This is a genomic window from Mycobacterium genavense ATCC 51234, from assembly GCF_000526915.1.
GTDB classification, from domain to species: domain Bacteria; phylum Actinomycetota; class Actinomycetes; order Mycobacteriales; family Mycobacteriaceae; genus Mycobacterium; species Mycobacterium genavense.
This window is the reverse complement of the sequence record NZ_JAGZ01000006.1, coordinates 257,733-274,860: the sequence shown is the minus strand read 5'-3', so window position 1 is coordinate 274,860 and position 17,128 is coordinate 257,733. Positions and strand designations below refer to the sequence as shown.

At 66.4% G+C, this 17,128-nt stretch carries 12 protein-coding genes and 3 pseudogenes; 10 read left to right on the top strand and 5 right to left on the bottom strand.

Annotated elements, in window-relative coordinates; genetic code table 11:
- A pseudogene (locus tag T428_RS34720) lies at nucleotides 1-176 on the bottom strand (hypothetical protein); the annotation flags it as partial.
- Between the two features lie 197 nt (nucleotides 177-373).
- Here T428_RS34720 and T428_RS32140 point away from each other — a divergent pair.
- From T428_RS32140 to T428_RS0115960, 5 genes and pseudogenes are all read left to right on the top strand, one after another.
- A pseudogene (locus T428_RS32140) lies at nucleotides 374-855 on the top strand (single-stranded DNA-binding protein).
- A gap of 85 nt (nucleotides 856-940) precedes the next feature.
- The gene (gene ettA / locus T428_RS0115975) at nucleotides 941-2,617 is read left to right on the top strand and encodes an energy-dependent translational throttle protein EttA (RefSeq protein ID WP_025737271.1); all 1,677 of its coding nucleotides are present in this window, start codon (nucleotides 941-943) and stop codon (nucleotides 2,615-2,617) included.
- A gap of 102 nt (nucleotides 2,618-2,719) precedes the next feature.
- Complete coding sequence (locus tag T428_RS0115970) at nucleotides 2,720-7,552, top strand: NAD-glutamate dehydrogenase (RefSeq protein WP_025737270.1); 4,833 nt, start codon at nucleotides 2,720-2,722, stop codon at nucleotides 7,550-7,552.
- Complete coding sequence (locus T428_RS0115965; protein ID WP_025737269.1) at nucleotides 7,549-7,962, top strand: acyl-CoA thioesterase; 414 nt, start codon at nucleotides 7,549-7,551, stop codon at nucleotides 7,960-7,962. The genes T428_RS0115970 and T428_RS0115965 overlap by 4 nt, the downstream gene beginning before the upstream one ends.
- Before the next feature lie 32 nt (nucleotides 7,963-7,994).
- Nucleotides 7,995-8,621 carry a DUF8185 domain-containing protein gene (locus T428_RS0115960; protein WP_051465259.1) on the top strand — a complete coding sequence of 209 codons (627 nt, stop codon included), beginning with the start codon at nucleotides 7,995-7,997 and terminating at the stop codon, nucleotides 8,619-8,621.
- Nucleotides 8,622-8,625: 4 nt separating this feature from the next.
- Here the strand turns inward: T428_RS0115960 and T428_RS0115955 are convergent, their stop codons facing one another.
- The 3 genes from T428_RS0115955 to T428_RS0115945 all read right to left on the bottom strand — a co-directional run bounded on the left by T428_RS0115955 (nucleotide 8,626) and on the right by T428_RS0115945 (nucleotide 11,708).
- A complete protein-coding gene (locus T428_RS0115955; protein ID WP_025737267.1) occupies nucleotides 8,626-9,642 on the bottom strand; it encodes an NAD(P)/FAD-dependent oxidoreductase in 1,017 nt (338 codons plus the stop codon).
- 76 nt (nucleotides 9,643-9,718) lie between these two features.
- Nucleotides 9,719-11,287, bottom strand: coding sequence for a glycoside hydrolase family 13 protein (locus tag T428_RS0115950; RefSeq protein ID WP_025737266.1), 1,569 nt, complete (start codon nucleotides 11,285-11,287; stop codon nucleotides 9,719-9,721).
- Nucleotides 11,288-11,312: 25 nt separating this feature from the next.
- Nucleotides 11,313-11,708, bottom strand: a complete 396-nt coding sequence (locus T428_RS0115945) for a globin (RefSeq protein ID WP_025737265.1) — start codon at nucleotides 11,706-11,708, stop codon at nucleotides 11,313-11,315.
- Nucleotides 11,709-11,862: 154 nt separating this feature from the next.
- Here T428_RS0115945 and T428_RS0115940 point away from each other — a divergent pair, with 154 nt between their 5' ends.
- The 3 genes from T428_RS0115940 (at nucleotide 11,863) to T428_RS0115930 (ending at nucleotide 13,280) form a co-directional block, all read left to right on the top strand.
- The gene (locus tag T428_RS0115940) at nucleotides 11,863-12,534 is read left to right on the top strand and encodes an HNH endonuclease (RefSeq protein WP_025737264.1); all 672 of its coding nucleotides are present in this window, start codon (nucleotides 11,863-11,865) and stop codon (nucleotides 12,532-12,534) included.
- Nucleotides 12,535-12,601: 67 nt separating this feature from the next.
- Nucleotides 12,602-12,826, top strand: a complete 225-nt coding sequence (gene ctaJ / locus T428_RS0115935) for an aa3-type cytochrome oxidase subunit CtaJ (protein WP_025737263.1) — start codon at nucleotides 12,602-12,604, stop codon at nucleotides 12,824-12,826.
- The gene (locus T428_RS0115930; RefSeq protein WP_025737262.1) at nucleotides 12,813-13,280 is read left to right on the top strand and encodes a DUF5130 domain-containing protein; all 468 of its coding nucleotides are present in this window, start codon (nucleotides 12,813-12,815) and stop codon (nucleotides 13,278-13,280) included. The genes ctaJ and T428_RS0115930 overlap by 14 nt, the downstream gene beginning before the upstream one ends.
- On the opposite strand, the pseudogene pepN reads toward T428_RS0115930, so the two are convergent.
- Nucleotides 13,281-15,856 (bottom strand): annotated as a pseudogene (pepN, locus tag T428_RS28640) (aminopeptidase N).
- A gap of 119 nt (nucleotides 15,857-15,975) precedes the next feature.
- Here pepN and T428_RS0115920 point away from each other — a divergent pair.
- Together T428_RS0115920 and T428_RS0115915 are read left to right on the top strand one after the other, a co-directional pair.
- The gene (locus tag T428_RS0115920; protein ID WP_025737261.1) at nucleotides 15,976-16,599 is read left to right on the top strand and encodes a DsbA family protein; all 624 of its coding nucleotides are present in this window, start codon (nucleotides 15,976-15,978) and stop codon (nucleotides 16,597-16,599) included.
- Nucleotides 16,600-16,647: 48 nt separating this feature from the next.
- A complete protein-coding gene (locus tag T428_RS0115915; RefSeq protein WP_036468195.1) occupies nucleotides 16,648-17,127 on the top strand; it encodes a ribose-5-phosphate isomerase in 480 nt (159 codons plus the stop codon).
- Nucleotide 17,128: the final 1 nt, after the last annotated feature.

Here is a 17,128-nt window from a genome sequence, read left to right as displayed (position 1 = left end):
GACCGCGCACCGGTCATCCCGCACAACCCATCACGGTCAATCTCGGCGGTGATCGCCACCATGCGGGCATCAATGGCATTGCGCTGACCAGCCAACTCCGCCAACTCACCAAACAACACCTCCAACCGCTCCTTCGGGCTCACCACCACCGCCGAAGACGAAGCGATCGAAGACATAACCCCATCCTCACAACCGGCCACGACAAACCACGGCCCCAAACCCCTAACCCCCGAGCGCCCAGACGCGCCTTATCCACAGCCACGAATTCATCCACAAACGCGCCCGACGGCCATCGGACCGGATCACCGGTGACTCGTCGGTGCGCCCGCGCTCAATGGGCAGCAGTCACACGCAATACGAAAGGAACCATGTCATGTTCGAAACACCGGTTACCGTCGTCGGCCACATCGTCAACAATCCCGAGCGCCGGCAGGTCGGAAGCCAGGAGGTAATGAAGTTTCGGGTAGCCAGCAATTCGCGCCGCCGGACAGCGGACGGCGGTTGGGAGCCGGGGAACTCGCTGTTCATCAACGTCAATTGCTGGGGCAAATTAGTCACCGGCGTCGGGGCCGCGCTCGGCAAGGGCGCCCCGGTGATCGTGGTCGGCTTCGTCTACACCAGCGAGTACGAGGACCGTGACGGCAATCGGCGTTCGTCGCTGGAGATGCGCGCGACGTCCGTCGGGCCCGATGTTTCACGCGCGACGTGCGGATCGAAAAGCCCGGCTACACCGGCCCCGACGTGGAACCGTCCGGCGCGGTCGCCGACACCGCACCCGAACCGGTCGCCGAGGACGACTCGGCCGAATCCGGTGACGGTCCCGAGGACCCCAGCCCGCTGTCTCTGTCTGCCTAGCTGACGGCGTCGGGTTACCGCCGTCGGGTGATGCCTAGGATGGTTCGCGAGATCTTCTCGAAGACCAGAAAGGCAAAACCGCGGCATGGCTGAGTTCATCTACACGATGAAGAAGGTCCGCAAGGCGCACGGCGACAAGGTGATCCTGGACGACGTCACGTTGAGCTTCTTCCCGGGTGCCAAGATCGGTGTCGTCGGCCCCAACGGCGCCGGCAAGTCGAGCGTCTTGCGGATCATGGCCGGTCTGGACAAGCCGAATAACGGCGATGCGTTCCTGGCCAACGACGCCACGGTCGGCATCCTGCTGCAGGAGCCGCCGCTGAACGAGGAGAAAACCGTTCGCGGCAACGTCGAAGAGGGATTGGGCGAGATCAAGGTCAAGCTCGACCGCTTCAACGAGGTCGCCGAGCTGATGGCCACCGACTACTCCGACGAACTCATGGAGGAGATGGGCCGGCTGCAAGAGGAGCTGGACCATGCCGACGCGTGGGACCTCGACTCACAGCTGGAGCAGGCGATGGATGCGCTGCGCTGCCCGCCGCCCGACGAGCCGGTGACCAACCTCTCCGGCGGTGAGCGCCGCCGGGTGGCGCTGTGCAAGCTGCTGCTGTCCAAGCCCGACCTGCTGCTGCTCGACGAGCCGACCAACCACCTGGACGCCGAGAGTGTGCAGTGGCTCGAGCAGCACCTGGCCAGCTACGCGGGCGCGATCCTGGCCGTCACCCACGACCGCTACTTCCTGGACAACGTCGCCGAATGGATCCTGGAACTCGACCGCGGCCGCACCTACCCCTACGAGGGCAACTACTCGACCTACCTGGAGAAGAAGGCCGAGCGGATCGCGGTCCAGGGCCACAAGGACGCCAAGCTGCACAAGCGGCTCCAGGAGGAACTGGCCTGGGTGCGCTCCGGTGCCAAGGCGCGCCAGGCCAAGAACAAGGCCCGGCTGCAGCGCTACGAAGAAATGGCCGCCGAGGCGGAGAAGACCCGCAAGCTCGATTTCGAGGAGATCCAGATCCCCGTCGGTCCGCGGCTGGGCAACGTGGTGGTCGAGGTCGACCACCTGGACAAGGGCTACGACGGGCGCACTCTGATCAAGGATCTGTCGTTCACGTTGCCCCGCAACGGAATTGTCGGCGTGATCGGTCCCAACGGCGTCGGCAAGACCACGCTGTTCAAAACCATCGTCGGTCTCGAGCAGCCGGACAGCGGCACCGTCAAGGTCGGCGAAACCGTCAAGCTGAGCTACGTCGACCAGACCCGTGCGGGCATCGATCCGAAGAAGACCGTGTGGGAGGTCGTCTCCGACGGGCTGGACCACATCGTCGTCGGCCAGAGCGAGATGCCGTCGCGGGCGTACGTGTCGGCGTTCGGATTCAAGGGGCCCGATCAGCAGAAGCCGGCCGGTGTGTTGTCCGGTGGCGAGCGCAACCGGCTCAACCTCGCGCTGACGCTCAAGCAGGGCGGCAACCTGATCCTGCTCGACGAGCCGACCAACGACCTCGACGTTGAAACCTTGGGTTCGCTGGAGAACGCCCTCGAACAATTCCCCGGATGTGCGGTGGTCATTTCGCACGACTGCTGGTTCCTCGACCGCACCTGCACACACATCCTGGCCTGGGAGGGTGACGACGACAACGAGGCCAAGTGGTTCTGGTTCGAAGGCAACTTCGGTGCATACGAGGAAAACAAGGTGGAACGACTTGGAGTCGAGGCCGCCAGGCCGCACCGGGTGACGTACCGCAAGCTGACGCGGGACTAGTGTCACCTTTGCCAGCAGCCCGCAGCGACGCGCCCGGTTCGGTCGCCGAGAAGTGGGGTGACTGGGCGTAGTGCCATCCGTCCTGAGTAGGGAGCTAACGGCATGACGATCGGGTCCGGACCGAAGCAGGAAACTACGCCGTGGACCGCGTTCTCCTCGATGTCGGACGTTCCCGCCTGGATCTGTAAGGCCTACATCGAGACCTATCGCGGCCCCCACGACAAAGAACCCGGAACCCTCGAACCCGGCGCCATCGACCTCAACATTCCGGCCGCGATCCTCACCCCGGCGTTGCTGAGTGCCCATTACCGGCTCGGCCAACACCGGATGCCCGGCGAAAGCTGCGTCGCGGTCTACCCGCCCGAGGATCCCGCGGGTTTCGGGCCCGCGCTGCAGGTCGTCACCGACCATGGCGGCATGCTGATGGACTCCGTCACGGTGCTGCTGCACCGACTCGGCGTCTCATACTCCGCGCTGATGACCCCGGTGTTCGACGTCCAGCGCAGCCCGTCGGGCGACCTGCTCAGCATCGAACCCAAAGCGCCCGGCACACCGCAATACGTCGGCGAGGCGTGGATCCACATCCAGTTCGTGCCGTCGGTCGACACCAAGGCGCTCGCCGAGGTCGAACGGGTGTTGCCGAAGGTCCTCAGCGACGTCCAACAGGTGGCCGCGGACGCGTCGGCGATCATCGCCGCGCTGAGCAACCTGGCCGCAGACGTCCAGAACAACATCGGGGGGCGCTTCACCGCGGCCGATCGCGAAGATGTCGCTGCGCTGCTGCGTTGGCTGGGTGAAGGCAACTTCTTGTTGCTGGGCTACCAGCGGTGCCGGGTGCACGACGGCCTCGTCTCCGGCGACGGGACAAGCGATCTCGGCGTGCTGCGCAGTCGCACCGGTTCGCGCCCACGACTGACGGACGACGACAAACTTCTGGTCCTGGCCCAGGCCACCGTCGGCAGCTACCTGCGCTACGGGGCCTACCCCTACGCCATCGGGGTGCGCGAATACGTCGAGGGCGGCGTGATCGAGCACCGCTTTGTCGGATTGTTCACCGTCGCCGCGATGAACGCCGACGTCTTGGAGATCCCGTCGATATCGCGGCGGGTCCGCGAGGCACTAAGGATGGCCGACAGCGACCCCGTCCACCCGGCTCAGTTGATCCTCGACGTGATCCAGACCATCCCGCGCTCGGAGCTGTTCACCCTCAGCGGCGAACGGCTCTTTACCATCGCCAAAGCCGTGGTGGATCTGGGATCCCAACGGCGCGCGTTGTTGTTCGTGCGCGACGACCGGCTGCGCTACTTCGTCTCCTGCCTGGTGTATGTGCCTCGCGATCGCTACACCACGGCGGTGCGGCTGCAGATCGAGGGCATCCTGGTTCGCGAATTCGGCGGGACGCGACTGGAATTCACCGCCCGCGTCAGTGAATCACCCTGGGCGCTAATGCATTTCATGGTGAGACTGCCCGAAGATGCGGGCCCGGTCGACGTCTCGGAGAAGAACCGGATGCGCATCCAGGCGTTGATCAGCGAGGCCGCGCGCACCTGGTCGGACCGCCTCGTCGCCGCCGCACCCACCGGAGCGATCTCGCACGCCGACGCCGAGCACTACGCCAGCGCTTTCACCGAGGCCTACAAGTCGGCGCTGACGCCCGAGGACGCGATCGGCCACATCAAGATCATCAAGGAGCTGACCGACGATTCGGTCAAGCTGGTATTCACCGATCGTGGCGAGGAAACTGCGCAACTGACCTGGTTCCTGGGCGGGCACAGCGCCTCGCTGAGCCAGCTGCTGCCGATGCTGCAGAGCATGGGTGTGGTGGTGCTCGAGGAGCGTCCGTTCACGGTCGTCCGGCCGGACGGGTTGCCGGTGTGGATCTACCAGTTCCGCATCTCGCCGCACCCGACCATCCAGCTGGCGCAGACGCAGGCCGACCGCGACGCGACGGCGGAACGCTTCGCCGATGCGGTCACCGCGATTTGGCACGGCCGCGTCGAGGTCGACCGGTTCAACGAGCTGGTGACGCGCGCCGGGCTGAGCTGGCAGCAGGTCGTGCTGCTGCGTGCCTACGCAAAGTACTTGCGGCAGGCCAACTTTCCCTACAGCCAGGCCTACATCGAATCGGTGCTCAACGAGCACCCGTCGACCGCGCGATCGCTGGTGCGGCTGTTCGAAGCGCTTTTCGATCCCAACACCGCGGGTTCGGCGACCAGTCGCGACGCGCAGACGGCCGCCGCCGCGGTCGCCGCGGACATCGACGCGTTGGTCAGTCTGGACACCGACCGCATACTGCGTGCCTTCGCGTCGCTGGTGCAGGCGACACTGCGCACGAATTACTTTGTGACACGCGAAGGTTCTGCGCGGGCTCGCAATGTGCTGGCGATCAAGCTGGATGCCCAACTGGTCGACGAGCTTCCGCTGCCGCGGCCCAAGTACGAGATCTTCGTCTACTCACCACGCGTCGAGGGTGTGCACCTGCGGTTCGGCCCGGTGGCGCGCGGCGGGTTGCGCTGGTCGGACCGGCGCGACGACTTCCGCACCGAGATCCTGGGCCTGGTCAAGGCGCAGGCGGTCAAGAACGCCGTCATCGTGCCGGTCGGGGCCAAGGGTGGATTCGTCCTCAAGCGACCGCCGCTGCCCACCGGCGATGCCGCGGCCGACCGCGACGCGACCCGCGCCGAGGGCGTCGCCTGCTATCAGCTCTTCATCTCCGGATTGCTCGACGTCACCGACAACGTCGACCACTCCACCGGCAAGGTCAGCCCGCCGCCGCAGGTGATCCGTCGCGACGGCGACGACGCCTATCTGGTGGTCGCCGCGGACAAGGGCACCGCCACCTTCTCCGACATCGCCAACGATGTCGCCCACTCTTACGGCTTCTGGCTGGGCGACGCATTCGCGTCCGGCGGCTCGGTCGGCTACGACCACAAGGCGATGGGCATCACCGCCAAGGGTGCCTGGGAAGCCGTCAAGCGACACTTCCGCGAGATGGGTGTCGACACCCAAACCGAGGACTTCACGGTCGTCGGCATCGGCGACATGAGCGGCGACGTGTTCGGCAACGGCATGCTGCTGAGCAAGCACATCAGGCTGATCGCCGCGTTCGACCACCGGCACATCTTCTTGGACCCCAACCCCGACGCGGCGGCGACGTGGCCGGAACGCCGGCGGATGTTCGAGTTGCCGCGGTCCAGCTGGGAGGACTACGACAGGTCGTTGATCAGCGAGGGTGGCGGGGTGTACAGCCGCGAGCAGAAGGCGATCCCGATCAGCCCGCAGGTGCGCCAAGCGCTGGGCATCGACGGCGAGATCACCGAGATGGCTCCGCCCAACCTGATCAAGGCGATCCTGCTGGCGCCGGTGGACCTGCTGTTCAACGGCGGCATCGGTACCTACGTCAAAGCCGAGTCCGAGTCCGACGCCGACGTGGGGGATCGTGCCAACGACCCGGTGCGGGTCAACGGAAATCAGTTGCGCGCCAAGGTGATCGGCGAGGGCGGCAACCTGGGCGTGACCGCCCTGGGTCGCGTCGAGTTCGACCTGGCCGGCGGGCGGGTCAACACCGACGCGATGGACAACTCCGCCGGCGTGGATTGCTCCGACCACGAGGTCAACATCAAGATCCTGATCGACTCGCTGGTCACCGCTGGCAAGGTGAACGCCGACGAGCGCAGCGCGCTGCTGGAATCGATGACCGACGAGGTCGCCACACTGGTGCTCGCCGACAACGAGGACCAAAACGACCTGATCGGCACCAGCCGCGCCAACGCCGCAAGCCTGCTGCCGGTGCACGCCATGCAGATCAAGTACCTCGAGGAGAACGGCGTCGACCGCGAACTGGAAGCGCTGCCGTCGGAGAAGGAGATCGCGCGGCGCACCGAGGCCGGTCTCGGGCTCACCTCGCCCGAGCTGTGCACGCTGATGGCGCACGTCAAGCTGCTCCTCAAAGCGGAGATGCTGACCACCGAGCTGCCGGAGCAGGACGTCTTCGCCTCACGGCTGCCCAAATATTTCCCGACACCGTTGCGCGAACGGTTCGCCCCGGAGATCCGTACTCATCAGCTACGCCGCGAGATCGTCACGACGATGCTGATCAACGACATGGTGGACACCGCCGGCATCAGCTACGCCTACCGGCTCACCCAGGATGTCGGCGTCGGGCACATCGACGCGGTGCGCACCTGGGTCGCCACCGACGCGATCTTCGGTATCGACCAGATTTGGCGCGGCATCCGCGCGGCTGACATCCCGGTCGCGGTGTCGGACCGGATAACCCTGGATACCCGCCGGCTGATTTACCGGGCCGGACGCTGGCTGCTCAACTATCGTCCGCAGCCGCTGGCCGTCGGCGCCGAGATCAACAGGTTCGCCGCCAAGGTCAAAACGCTGACCCCGCGCATGTCGGAATGGCTGCGCGGCGACGACAAGGCCATCGTCGAACAGGAAGCCGCGGCGTTCGCCGCGGAAGGCGCGCCCGAAGAGCTGTCCTACCTGGTGGCGGCCGGGCTGTACCGCTTCAGCCTGCTCGACGTCATCGACATCGCCGACATCACCGAGACCGATCCCGCCGACGTCGCGGACACGTACTTCGCGCTGATGGACCGGCTGGGCACCGACGGCCTGCTCACCGCGATCTCCGCGTTGCCGCGCTACGACCGCTGGCATTCGTTGGCGCGCTTGGCGATTCGCGACGACATCTACGCCTCGCTGCGGTCGCTGTGTCTGGACGTGCTGGCGGTGGGGGAGCCGGACGAAAGTGGGGAAGAGAAGATCGCGGAGTGGGAGCACATCAGCGCGTCCCGGGTGGAGCGGGCGCGGCGCACGCTCACCGAAATCTATGCCAGCGGCGGCAAAGACCTCGCGACGCTGTCGGTGGCGGCCCGGCAGATCCGTCGCATGACCCGCACCAGCGGGCGAGGGACATCCGGGTGAGCGTCGGATACGTCGCGTCGGTGCCGGTGCGCTGGTCGGACATCGACATGTATCAACACGTCAACCACGCCACGATGGTCACGCTGCTGGAAGAGTCACGGGTTCCCTTCCTCAAGCCGGCCTTCGAGGTCGACATCTTGGAGATCGGGCTGCTGATCACCGACGTACGGGTCACCTACAAGGCGCAGCTGAAGTTGGTGGATTCGCCTCTGCAGGTGACCATCTGGACCAAGCAGCTGCGGACCGTAGACTTCACGCTGGGCTACGAGGTGCGGTCGGTCAGCGCCGATCCGGAGTCCAAGCCGGCCGTCATCGCCGAGTCGCAGCTGGCCGCCGTTCACATCCAGGAGCAGCGGCTGGTGCGACTTTCACCACAGCATCGGGAGTATTTGCAACGTTGGCTGCGTTAGCCGATCGCGGATTGTGGCTGGGCCCGGAATCGATGCAGGCCCACCGCGCCGACCTGGCCGCGTTCGTCGATCACGCCATGCGACTTGATGATGCCGCGGTCGTTCGGTTGCGGGCTCGATCTTCGGGTTTGCTAACCGCCTGGATGGCAACGGGTTTCGACGTGCTGGCCAGCCGGGTGGTGGCGGGCCGGCTGCGGCCCGAGGGCATGACCGTCGCAGCCGACGGGCTGGCGCGCGGGCTGTCGGCGATGGACGGCACCGGCTACGTCGATCCGTGTTTCGCGATGGACTCGTCGTGGCGCAGTGCGCTACCGCCGGAATCCGGCTTCACCTACCTCGACGACGTGTCGGCGCAGGTGATGATGGACCTGGCGCAAGAAGGCGCCCGGCTGGCCAAGGAGCACAGCAGCTCGCACGGTCCGCCGGCGTCGCTGCTCGACCAGGAGGTGATCCGGGTCAGCTCGGCCGACGTCAGCGTGGGACTGCCGATGCGTTGCGTGTTCGCTTTGGCCGCAATGGGTTTCCTGCCGCAGTCAAGGGATGCAATCGACGCGAACGAAATGATCCGGGTCCGGACCCTTCCGGCCTGGTTGCGTCTGGACGCGCGTTTCGGTTCGGTCTACCGCCGGCGCGGCGAGGCCGCGATGACGTTGCTGTGAACCGTCAGGTCCGATACAGCAGCCACAGCGGCAGAACGGCATTCAGGTAATCCATGAATTTCTTGAGCCCCACCCGGTACTGCCCGAATCCGTATGGGTCTTCTGCGTACTCCGGAAAGGCGATGCCCAGCCCGAAGAGCCCCGGGGCCAGGATTCCGTTTCTCCGGTTGTAATCCAGCACGCCCCACTGCGGTGTCTCGGGCAGCTTTCTGCGCTCGAAACCGACGGTGTAGACCGCGCGATCGCATTGGGCGAGTAGCTTGTCGAATTCCGGGCTGGACACCCAGCATCGCTCCAGTCGCTCCGGGTACACGCCGTCGATGTTTTCCCGCGCCCACGCGGCCGCCCGGCCTTTGAGGCCGGTGTCGTCGAACAGGATCCAATCGTCAAGATACACGGCGTATTTCATTGGGCTCTGGTAGAAGTTGATCACCCTCTTGATGGGGTGGCGCAGCAGATTAGGCAGCACGATCATCGACGAGTGCGACGAGCCGAAGACGGCCACCGTGGCGCCGTCGAGCGACCGCTCGGTCAGCCGGTCGGGATCCAACGCGACCTCCACCGGAATCTCGTCGAGGCCGGGGTAAGCCAGCTTCTTGGGGACCTCGCCGACGGCGAGGATCACATTTTCGGAGACGACTTCTTGTCGGTCGGTTTCAATTCTCCATAGCCTATTGCCCAGGAAAAGCGCTGTCGCTGTCGTTTGGAAAACGTGTACCCGCTCGCGCAAGTGCGCGGTGATCCACACCAACGGGTCGGCGACCAGGTCGAGGGCGCACGTGTCGTTCGGGTCGACATCGTGCAGTCGCAGCGGTGGTGCCTCCGAGAACCGAAACGCCGCAGAGCTATTCAGGAAGTTCAGGAAGGTCTCGGCAATCGTGTTGCTCGACACCGCGCGCCACTTCTGGCCGAGATCGCCTGCCGCAAAAGCGGGATCGATCCAGGCGATCTTCTCTGCGGCGATGCCCTGATCTAAAAGCCTTCCCACCGCGGCAATTCCGGCGGGGCCGGCTCCGATCACTGCCCACGCATACGCTGCCATGTAACACATATAGGCCAGGGCGGGCTGCGGCGCGAATCGGCCTGCGGGTGGGAGGCTAGACCAACCAGGCGGCCGCGTCGGCCGGCAACTGACCGTCGACCAACGGTGCGCTGGCCAAAACGAGTTCGCCGGCCGGCAGCGGCATCGGGCGCTTTCCGGTGTTCAACGCGCAGACCAGACCCGCGGCGCCGCGCCGGAACACCAGCGTGTCGTCCGTTACGGTCAGCCACTCGAGCGCGCCGCCGCCGAATTCGGCACGCTCCCTGCGCAATTTGAGCGCGGTGCGGAAAAACGCCAACGTCGAGTTGGGATCGGCGTCCTGCTTCTCCACGGTCAGCGGAGCCCAATCTGCGGGCATCGGCAACCAGGTGTCGGGCGAACTGGAGAACCCGAACGGGGGAGTATCGCCCGACCACGGCAGCGGCACCCGGACCTTGTCGCGACCCCGCTCGGTGTGGCCCGAGCGTTCCCAGGTCGGGTCCTGCAGCACCTCCTCGGGCAGGTCCAACACGTCGGGCAACCCGAGCTCCTCGCCGTTGTAGATGAACACCGTGCCCGGCAGGGCGAGCATCGCCAGCAACATCGCCCGCGCTCGGCGCGTGCCGATCTCGCCGCCACCGTAGCGGGTGACCTCACGGTCGATGTCGTGGTTGGACAGCGTCCAGGTCGGGACGGAGCCATAGATCTTGGTGGCCGCGAGCGAATTCTCGATCGCGTCGTGGACCTGGGCGGCGTCGAAGCCGACCTTGGTCAGCCGGAAGTTGAAACCCAGATGCAGTTCGTCGGGCCGCAGGTACTCGGCCCACAGCATGTTGTCCAGCACCCACACCTCGCCGATGGCCACCGCGCCGGGATACTCGTCGACGATCTTGCGGATCTTGCGGTGGATGTCGTGCACGGCCGGGTTGTTGAAACGTGGGTCGTCGTCGGCATGCGACAACACCTTGACGGTTTCCTTCGCGTCGGGCAGGCCGGCCGGTTTGGCCATGCCGTGCGCCACGTCGATGCGGAAGCCGTCCACGCCGCGGTCCAGCCAGAACCTTAGCGACGTCGCGAAGTCGTCGAACACCTCGGGGTTGTCCCAGTTCAGGTCCGGTTGGTGGGTATCGAACAGGTGCAGGTAGTACTGGCCGGGGTTGCCGTCCGGTTCGATCACCCGCTCCCAGGCCGACCCGCCGAACACCGACGTCCAGTTGTTCGGCGGCAGCTCGCCGTGGGGTCCCTTGCCGTCGCGGAAGTAGTAGCGTTTCCGGGCGTCGCTGCCGGGGCCGGCGGCCAGCGCGGCGGCAAACCACGGGTGCTGCGAGCTGGTGTGGTTGGGCACCACGTCCATGGTGATCTTGATGTTGCGCTCGTGTGCCACGGCGATCAGCCGGTCGATCGCGGGCATCCCGCCGAACAGCGGGTCGATGTCACGGGGATCGGCGACGTCGTAGCCGTGGTCGGCCATCGGTGAGACGGTGACTGGGCTGAGCCAGATCGCATCGACGCCCAGACGCTCGAGGTGGTCCAGGTGCGCGACGATGCCGTCGATGTCGCCGACCCCGTCGCCGTTGCTGTCGGCGAACGATCGTGGATAGATCTGGTAAAAAACCGCGCTCGACCACCATGCGTCGGGGCTCATCCTGCTCCGTTCGGTTGAGGGGTAGCTACAGGGGCGAATTGACGAGTGAGTGTGCAGCCATTTCCAGATAGTTGAGCAACTCTCGGCGATGCTCGTCGTCGAGAGTCTGTGCGTCGATGGACGCGACGGCGGTGTGCATGCACCGCAGCCACGCGTCGCGCTCGATCGGGGTGATCCGGAACGGGACGTGCCGCATCCGCAGCCGCGGGTGTCCGCGCTGGTCTGAATAGGTGCGCGGGCCGCCCCAGTACTGCTCGAGGAACATCCGCAACCGCTCCTCGGCGCCCGCCAGGTCGTCGAGGGGATACAGCTCGCGCAGGATCTCGTCCTCGGGGACCTGGGCGTAGAAGCGCGCCACGATCGTTTTGAAGGTCTGGGCGCCGCCGACGGCGTCGTAGAAGGACTGTTGTTCCTGATCCATCACCCCCATTGTGGTGCATCGGCCGGCCCGCGCAGTCAAACGGGTCGCGAGATTCGCAGATGCGTTCCTGCTGTTCACCGGTTCGACACGGCGCGCACCTGCAATTAGGCGTGCGATTGGCGACGAATCATGGTGGACTATCCGCGGAGGATCTATGGCGCAGGGCAAGAGACGCCGCGGCCACCGAAATTCAGGGGCCACGGCAGGGTTAACCGGGCCCCCAACCGCGTCGTCCCTGCATAGCGTTTTTCACCGCCCCACCCCGGCCATCGAGACTCATCCGCCCAACCGGCACGAGAGCGCCTCGATCTGGAGCCGCCGCCGGGTGCTGCTGCTCAATTCCACCTACGAACCACTGACCGCGCTGCCGATGCGGCGGGCGATCGTGATGGTGATCTGCGGCAAGGCCGACGTGGTGCACGCCGACCCCGGCGGACCCGTCATCCACTCGGCGAGCGAGTCGATCGTGGTGCCGTCGGTGATCCAGCTGCGGTCCTATGTCCGGGTGCCGTACCGGGCCCGGGTCCCGATGACCCGCGCCGCGCTGATGCACCGCGACCGTTTCTGCTGCGCCTACTGCGGCGCGAAGGCCGACACCGTCGACCACGTGGTGCCCCGCAGCCGCGGCGGCGACCACTCCTGGGAGAACTGCGTGGCCTGCTGCTCGACCTGCAATCACCGCAAGGGCGACAAGCTGCTCGCCGAACTCGGATGGGCACTGCGCCGCGCGCCGCTGCCACCGACCGGACAGCACTGGCGCCTGCTGTCCACGGTCAAGGAAATGGATCCGTCCTGGGCCCGGTACCTCGGCGAGGGCGCGGCCTGACCGCCAATCTCGCGTCCAGACGCGCCGCCGGATCGGTCGGTGGGATACGGTTTCCGTCGTGAGCGCTATGGAGATTCACCTGTTGGTGGTTGGAATCCCGGCGTTGCTGGTGATCGTGCTGGCGGCGCTGATCTGGTCGCGTAAGGGGCCGCACCCCGCGACCTACCAGATGTCCGAACCGTGGACGCATCCGCCGGTGCTGTGGGCCGCCACCGACGAATTCGTCGGCCACCCACACGGATATCACGCATCGGAGTTCTCAGTCGGAGGTGGCGCCAGTGGCACATGGTGAGGTAGCGACGAAAGCACCGGCCGAACTGCCGGTGGGCTTTGCGATCACCTCCAGCGGACGGGTTTCCGGCGTCACCGAGCCCGGTGAGCTGTCGGTGCACTACCCGTTCCCGATCAAGGACCTCGTCGCCATCGACGACGCCCTGAAATACGGCTCTCGCCAGTCGATGACCCGGTTCGCCATCTACATCGGCGATCTGGGCAGCGACACCGCCGCCCGGGCCCGCGAGATTCTGGCCGAGGTGCCGACGCCGAACAACGCGGTGCTGCTGGCCGTCTCGCCCGACGCGGCCGTCATCGAGGTGGTCTACGGCGCGGAGGTCCGCGGCCGTGGCGCCGAGTCGGCTGCCCCGCTGGGTGTGGCCGCGGCCTCGTCAGCGTTCGAGCAGGGCCACCTGGTCGACGGGCTGGTGAGCGCGATCCGCGTGCTCAGCGCCGGGATCTCGCCAGCCTAGCTAGGCACCGTCGAAGGCGCGGGCGCGCAGGGCCCGCTTCACCCCGGCCTGGCCCTCCAGCACCAGGCGGCGCAGGGCCGGCGGCACTTCGGATTCCGGCGCGGACAGGAATTCGTCGGCGGCCGCGATGCCCTCCTCGCTGATGTCCCAGGACGGGTACAGCCCGATCACCACGGTCTGCGCGACCTAGCTGGACCGCCTCGCCCAGACGCCGGGGATCGCCTGGAAGTAGCGCGCGGTAAACGGCTTGAGCAGCTCGGCCTGGCCGGCGCCCCGAAGCCCGCTATGATCGAGCGGGCCGACGTGTTGGCCAGGGTGTCGTCCTCGACCACGGTGGTGAACGCCTGCTCCTTGACCTCGAGCTGGGGACGGGCCGCGGCGGCCTGGGCGACGTGGCGCTTGCCCGTCGCCGTCGGGTCGCGCCGGACCTCGGCGTCGATGAACGGCGTCTCGGTGCCGTCGGCGTCGATATCGCCGGCGGTGGCCAGGGCGGTCACGATGCGCCAGCGCAGGTCGGTGTCCACCTCGAGGCCCGCCAGGCCCAACTCGGACGGGTCGCGTTCCAGCAGATCGGCCAGCGCAGCGATGTGCCGGTCGGACAGCACCAACGAGCACAGCGTGTTGACGAATGCGAGCTGGTGATCCGATCCCGGTTCGGCGGCGCGGGCCAGCTCCAGCACCCGATCGGCGAACCGGGGCCAACCTTGGTCACGGGCCCACCCCGGCTCGGCGTAGGCGCCCAGCGCGGTCTGCGCCTGCAGCAGCAGCCGTTGTGCCACACCGACTTCCGTCTCGGCCTGCACACCGCCGGAGACCAGGGCGACGAAGTCGCGCGCCCGCAGTTCGGCCTCCCGGGTCATCTCCCACGCCGCCGACCACACCAGCGAGCGGGGCAGGGGCTCGGCGATGTCGGCGATGCGCTGCAGCGCGGTCCGCAACGACTGGTCGTCCAGGCGCAGCGAACAATAGGTCAGGTCGTCGTCGTTGACCAGAACCAGCTTGCCCGACGAAATGCCAACCAGCCCAGGGACTTCCGTCTCCGGCCCGTCGATGTCGAGTTCTTCCCGGTGCACCCGCACCAGCTTGCCCGCGCCGTCGTCGTCGTAGATCCCGACCGCCAGCCGGTGCACCCGGGTCTCACCCGCGCCCGGTGCGGCGCCGCTCTGGGTCAGCGCGAATCGGGTGAACTTGCCGTCGGCGTCGGTGTCGAACTGTGCGCGCAGTGTGTTCAGCCCGGTGGTTTTCAGCCACTGCTGGCCCCAATTCGACAGATCCTGGCCCGACGCCTGCTCCAGCGCCGACAGCAGATCGTCGAAGGTGGCGTTGCCGGACGCGTGCGTGCGGAAGTAATCGCGCAGCCCGGCCAGAAAGTGTTCCAGGCCGACATAGGCGACCAGCTGCTTGAGCACCGAAGCGCCCTTGGCGTAGGTGATGCCGTCGAAGTTCACCTCGACGGCGGCCAGGTCGGGGATGTCGGCGGCGATGGGGTGCGTCGACGGCAATTGGTCCTGGCGGTACGCCCACGATTTCTCGACGGTCGCGAACGTGGTCCAGGCTTCCGTGAATTCGGTTGCCTCGCTTTGGCATAGCACCGACGCGAACGTCGCGAACGACTCGTTCAGCCACACGTCGTCCCACCACGTCATCGTGACCAGGTCACCGAACCACATGTGCGCCATCTCATGTAGCACCGTCTCGGCGCGCCGCTCGTAGGACGCCCTAGTGACCTTGCTACGAAAGACGTAGTCCTCGAGGAAGGTCACGGCGCCCGCGTTTTCCATTGCGCCGGCGTTGAACTCGGGGACGAACAGCTGGTCGTATTTGCCGAACGCATAAGGCAGGCCAAAGTGCTTGTGGTAGAAGCCGAAACCCTGCTTGGTTTGGGTGAACAACCGCTCGGCGTCCATGTGTTGGGCCAGCGAGGTCCGGCAGTAGATGCCCAGCGGGATCTCGCCGTGCTCGTCGTGGTAGCTGTCCTTCCACTCCGCGTACGGGCCCGCGATCAGCGCCACCAGGTAGGTGCTCATCCGCGGGGTGATCGCAAAACTGTGCACGCCGTTGTCGATCGAGGTGGTGGCGCCGTTGGAAATCACCTTCCAGTGCGCCGGCGCTGCCACCCGCAGGTCGAAGGTGGCCTTGAGATCGGGTTGGTCGAAGCAGGCGAACATGCGCTTGGCGTCGGCGGTTTCGAACTGCGAGTACAGGTAGGTCTCGTTGTCGACCAGCTCGACGAAGCGATGCAATCCCTCGCCGGTGTTGGAATAGCGGCAGTCGGCGTCGACGACGACGTTGCGGTCGGCCAGGCCGCGCAACGGGATGCCGGTGGACTCGTCGTATCCGGAGACGTCGACCTCGCGTCCGTTGAGGGTGGCGCTGCGGACGGTCTCGGCGGCCAGGTCGATGACGGTGTCGGCGCCGGCCAGCGCGTCGAACACCACGGTGGTGGTGGAGCGGAAGGTTCGTGCGCCGGGCCCGCCGGTTCCGTCGGTGAGGTCGAGGTTGATCTGGTAGCTGTCGACGGTTATCAAGGCCGCGAGTTCGGCGGCCTGGTCGCGGGTCAGGTTTGGAAGGGCCACTCGTCCAACTTAGTAGCGTCGCAAGCTCACGGTGCGGAACGGGAACACGCGCGCGGCGACTACGGTTGTGCTGGTCGGTGTTCTAACCGTTCCCGATCTCTTCCGGAGAGGACAGCGCAATGTCCGAGAAGGCCCCCGCGAAAGACAAGGCCGATTTCTGGTTCGACCCGCTGTGCCCATGGGCATGGATCACGTCGCGCTGGATCCTCGAAGTCGAAAAGGTTCGCGACATCGAGGTGAACTTCCACGTCATGAGCCTGGCGGTGCTCAACGAGAACCGCGAAGACCTGCCCGAGCAATACCGCGAGAACATGAAGCGCGCGTGGGGACCGGTGCGGGTGGCGATCGCCGCCGAGCAGGCGCACGGCGCCGAGGTGCTGGCCCCGCTGTACACCGCGATGGGCACCCAGATCCACAACAAGGGCAACAAGGAGCTCGAAGACGTCATCAAGGTGGCGCTGGACGAGGTCGGTCTGCCCGCCGAGCTGGCCGCCGCCGCCGACAGCGACGCCTACGACGAGGCGCTGCGCAAGAGCCACCACGCCGGCATGGACGCGGTCGGGGACGACGTGGGAACGCCCACCATCCACGTCAACGACGCGGCGTTCTTCGGGCCGGTGCTGTCGCGGATCCCGCGCGGCGAGGAGGCCGGCAAGCTGTGGGACGCCTCGGTGACCTTCGCGGCCTACCTGCACTTCTTCGAGCTCAAGCGCACCCGGCACGAGAAGCCCGAATTCGACTAGTCCATCCCGCGTTGCGGAGCTCGGATCCGGCAGGGAAGTATGTCGGGCATGCGCGTCTACCTGGGTTCAGACCACGCCGGATTCGAGCTCAAGCAAGCGATCATCGAGCACCTGACCAAGACCGGCCACGAGCCGTTCGACTGCGGTGCGTTCACCTATGACGCCGAGGACGACTACCCCGCGTTTTGCATCGACGCCGCGACCCGCACGGTGGCCGACCCTGACAGCCTGGGCATCGTGATCGGCGGATCGGGCAACGGCGAGCAGATCGCGGCCAACAAGGTGCCGGGTGCCCGCTGTGTGCTGGCGTGGAGCGTGGAGACCGCCTCGCTGGCGCGCCAACACAACAACGCACAGCTGATCGGGATCGGCGGTCGGATGCACACCGTGACCGAGGCGTTGACGTTCGTCGACGCCTTCCTCACCACCCCGTGGTCGAAAGCCGAACGCCACCAACGGCGCATCGACATCCTCGACGAGTACGAGCGCACTCACCAGGCCCCGCCGGTGCCCGGCGCGCGGGCTTAAG

Excerpts from the sequence above, each read along its gene's own strand:
- ettA (WP_025737271.1), top strand. The coding sequence starts at position 941 with ATGGCTGAGTTCATCTACACGATGAAGAAGGTCCGCAAGGCGCACGGC.
- T428_RS0115970 (WP_025737270.1), top strand. The coding sequence starts at position 2,720 with ATGACGATCGGGTCCGGACCGAAGCAGGAAACTACGCCGTGGACCGCG.
- T428_RS0115960 (WP_051465259.1), top strand. The coding sequence starts at position 7,995 with ATGCAGGCCCACCGCGCCGACCTGGCCGCGTTCGTCGATCACGCCATG.
- T428_RS0115950 (WP_025737266.1), bottom strand. The coding sequence starts at position 11,287 with ATGAGCCCCGACGCATGGTGGTCGAGCGCGGTTTTTTACCAGATCTAT.
- T428_RS0115945 (WP_025737265.1), bottom strand. The coding sequence starts at position 11,708 with ATGGATCAGGAACAACAGTCCTTCTACGACGCCGTCGGCGGCGCCCAG.
- T428_RS0115940 (WP_025737264.1), top strand. The coding sequence starts at position 11,863 with ATGGCGCAGGGCAAGAGACGCCGCGGCCACCGAAATTCAGGGGCCACG.
- ctaJ (WP_025737263.1), top strand. The coding sequence starts at position 12,602 with ATGGAGATTCACCTGTTGGTGGTTGGAATCCCGGCGTTGCTGGTGATC.
- T428_RS0115920 (WP_025737261.1), top strand. The coding sequence starts at position 15,976 with ATGTCCGAGAAGGCCCCCGCGAAAGACAAGGCCGATTTCTGGTTCGAC.
- T428_RS0115915 (WP_036468195.1), top strand. The coding sequence starts at position 16,648 with ATGCGCGTCTACCTGGGTTCAGACCACGCCGGATTCGAGCTCAAGCAA.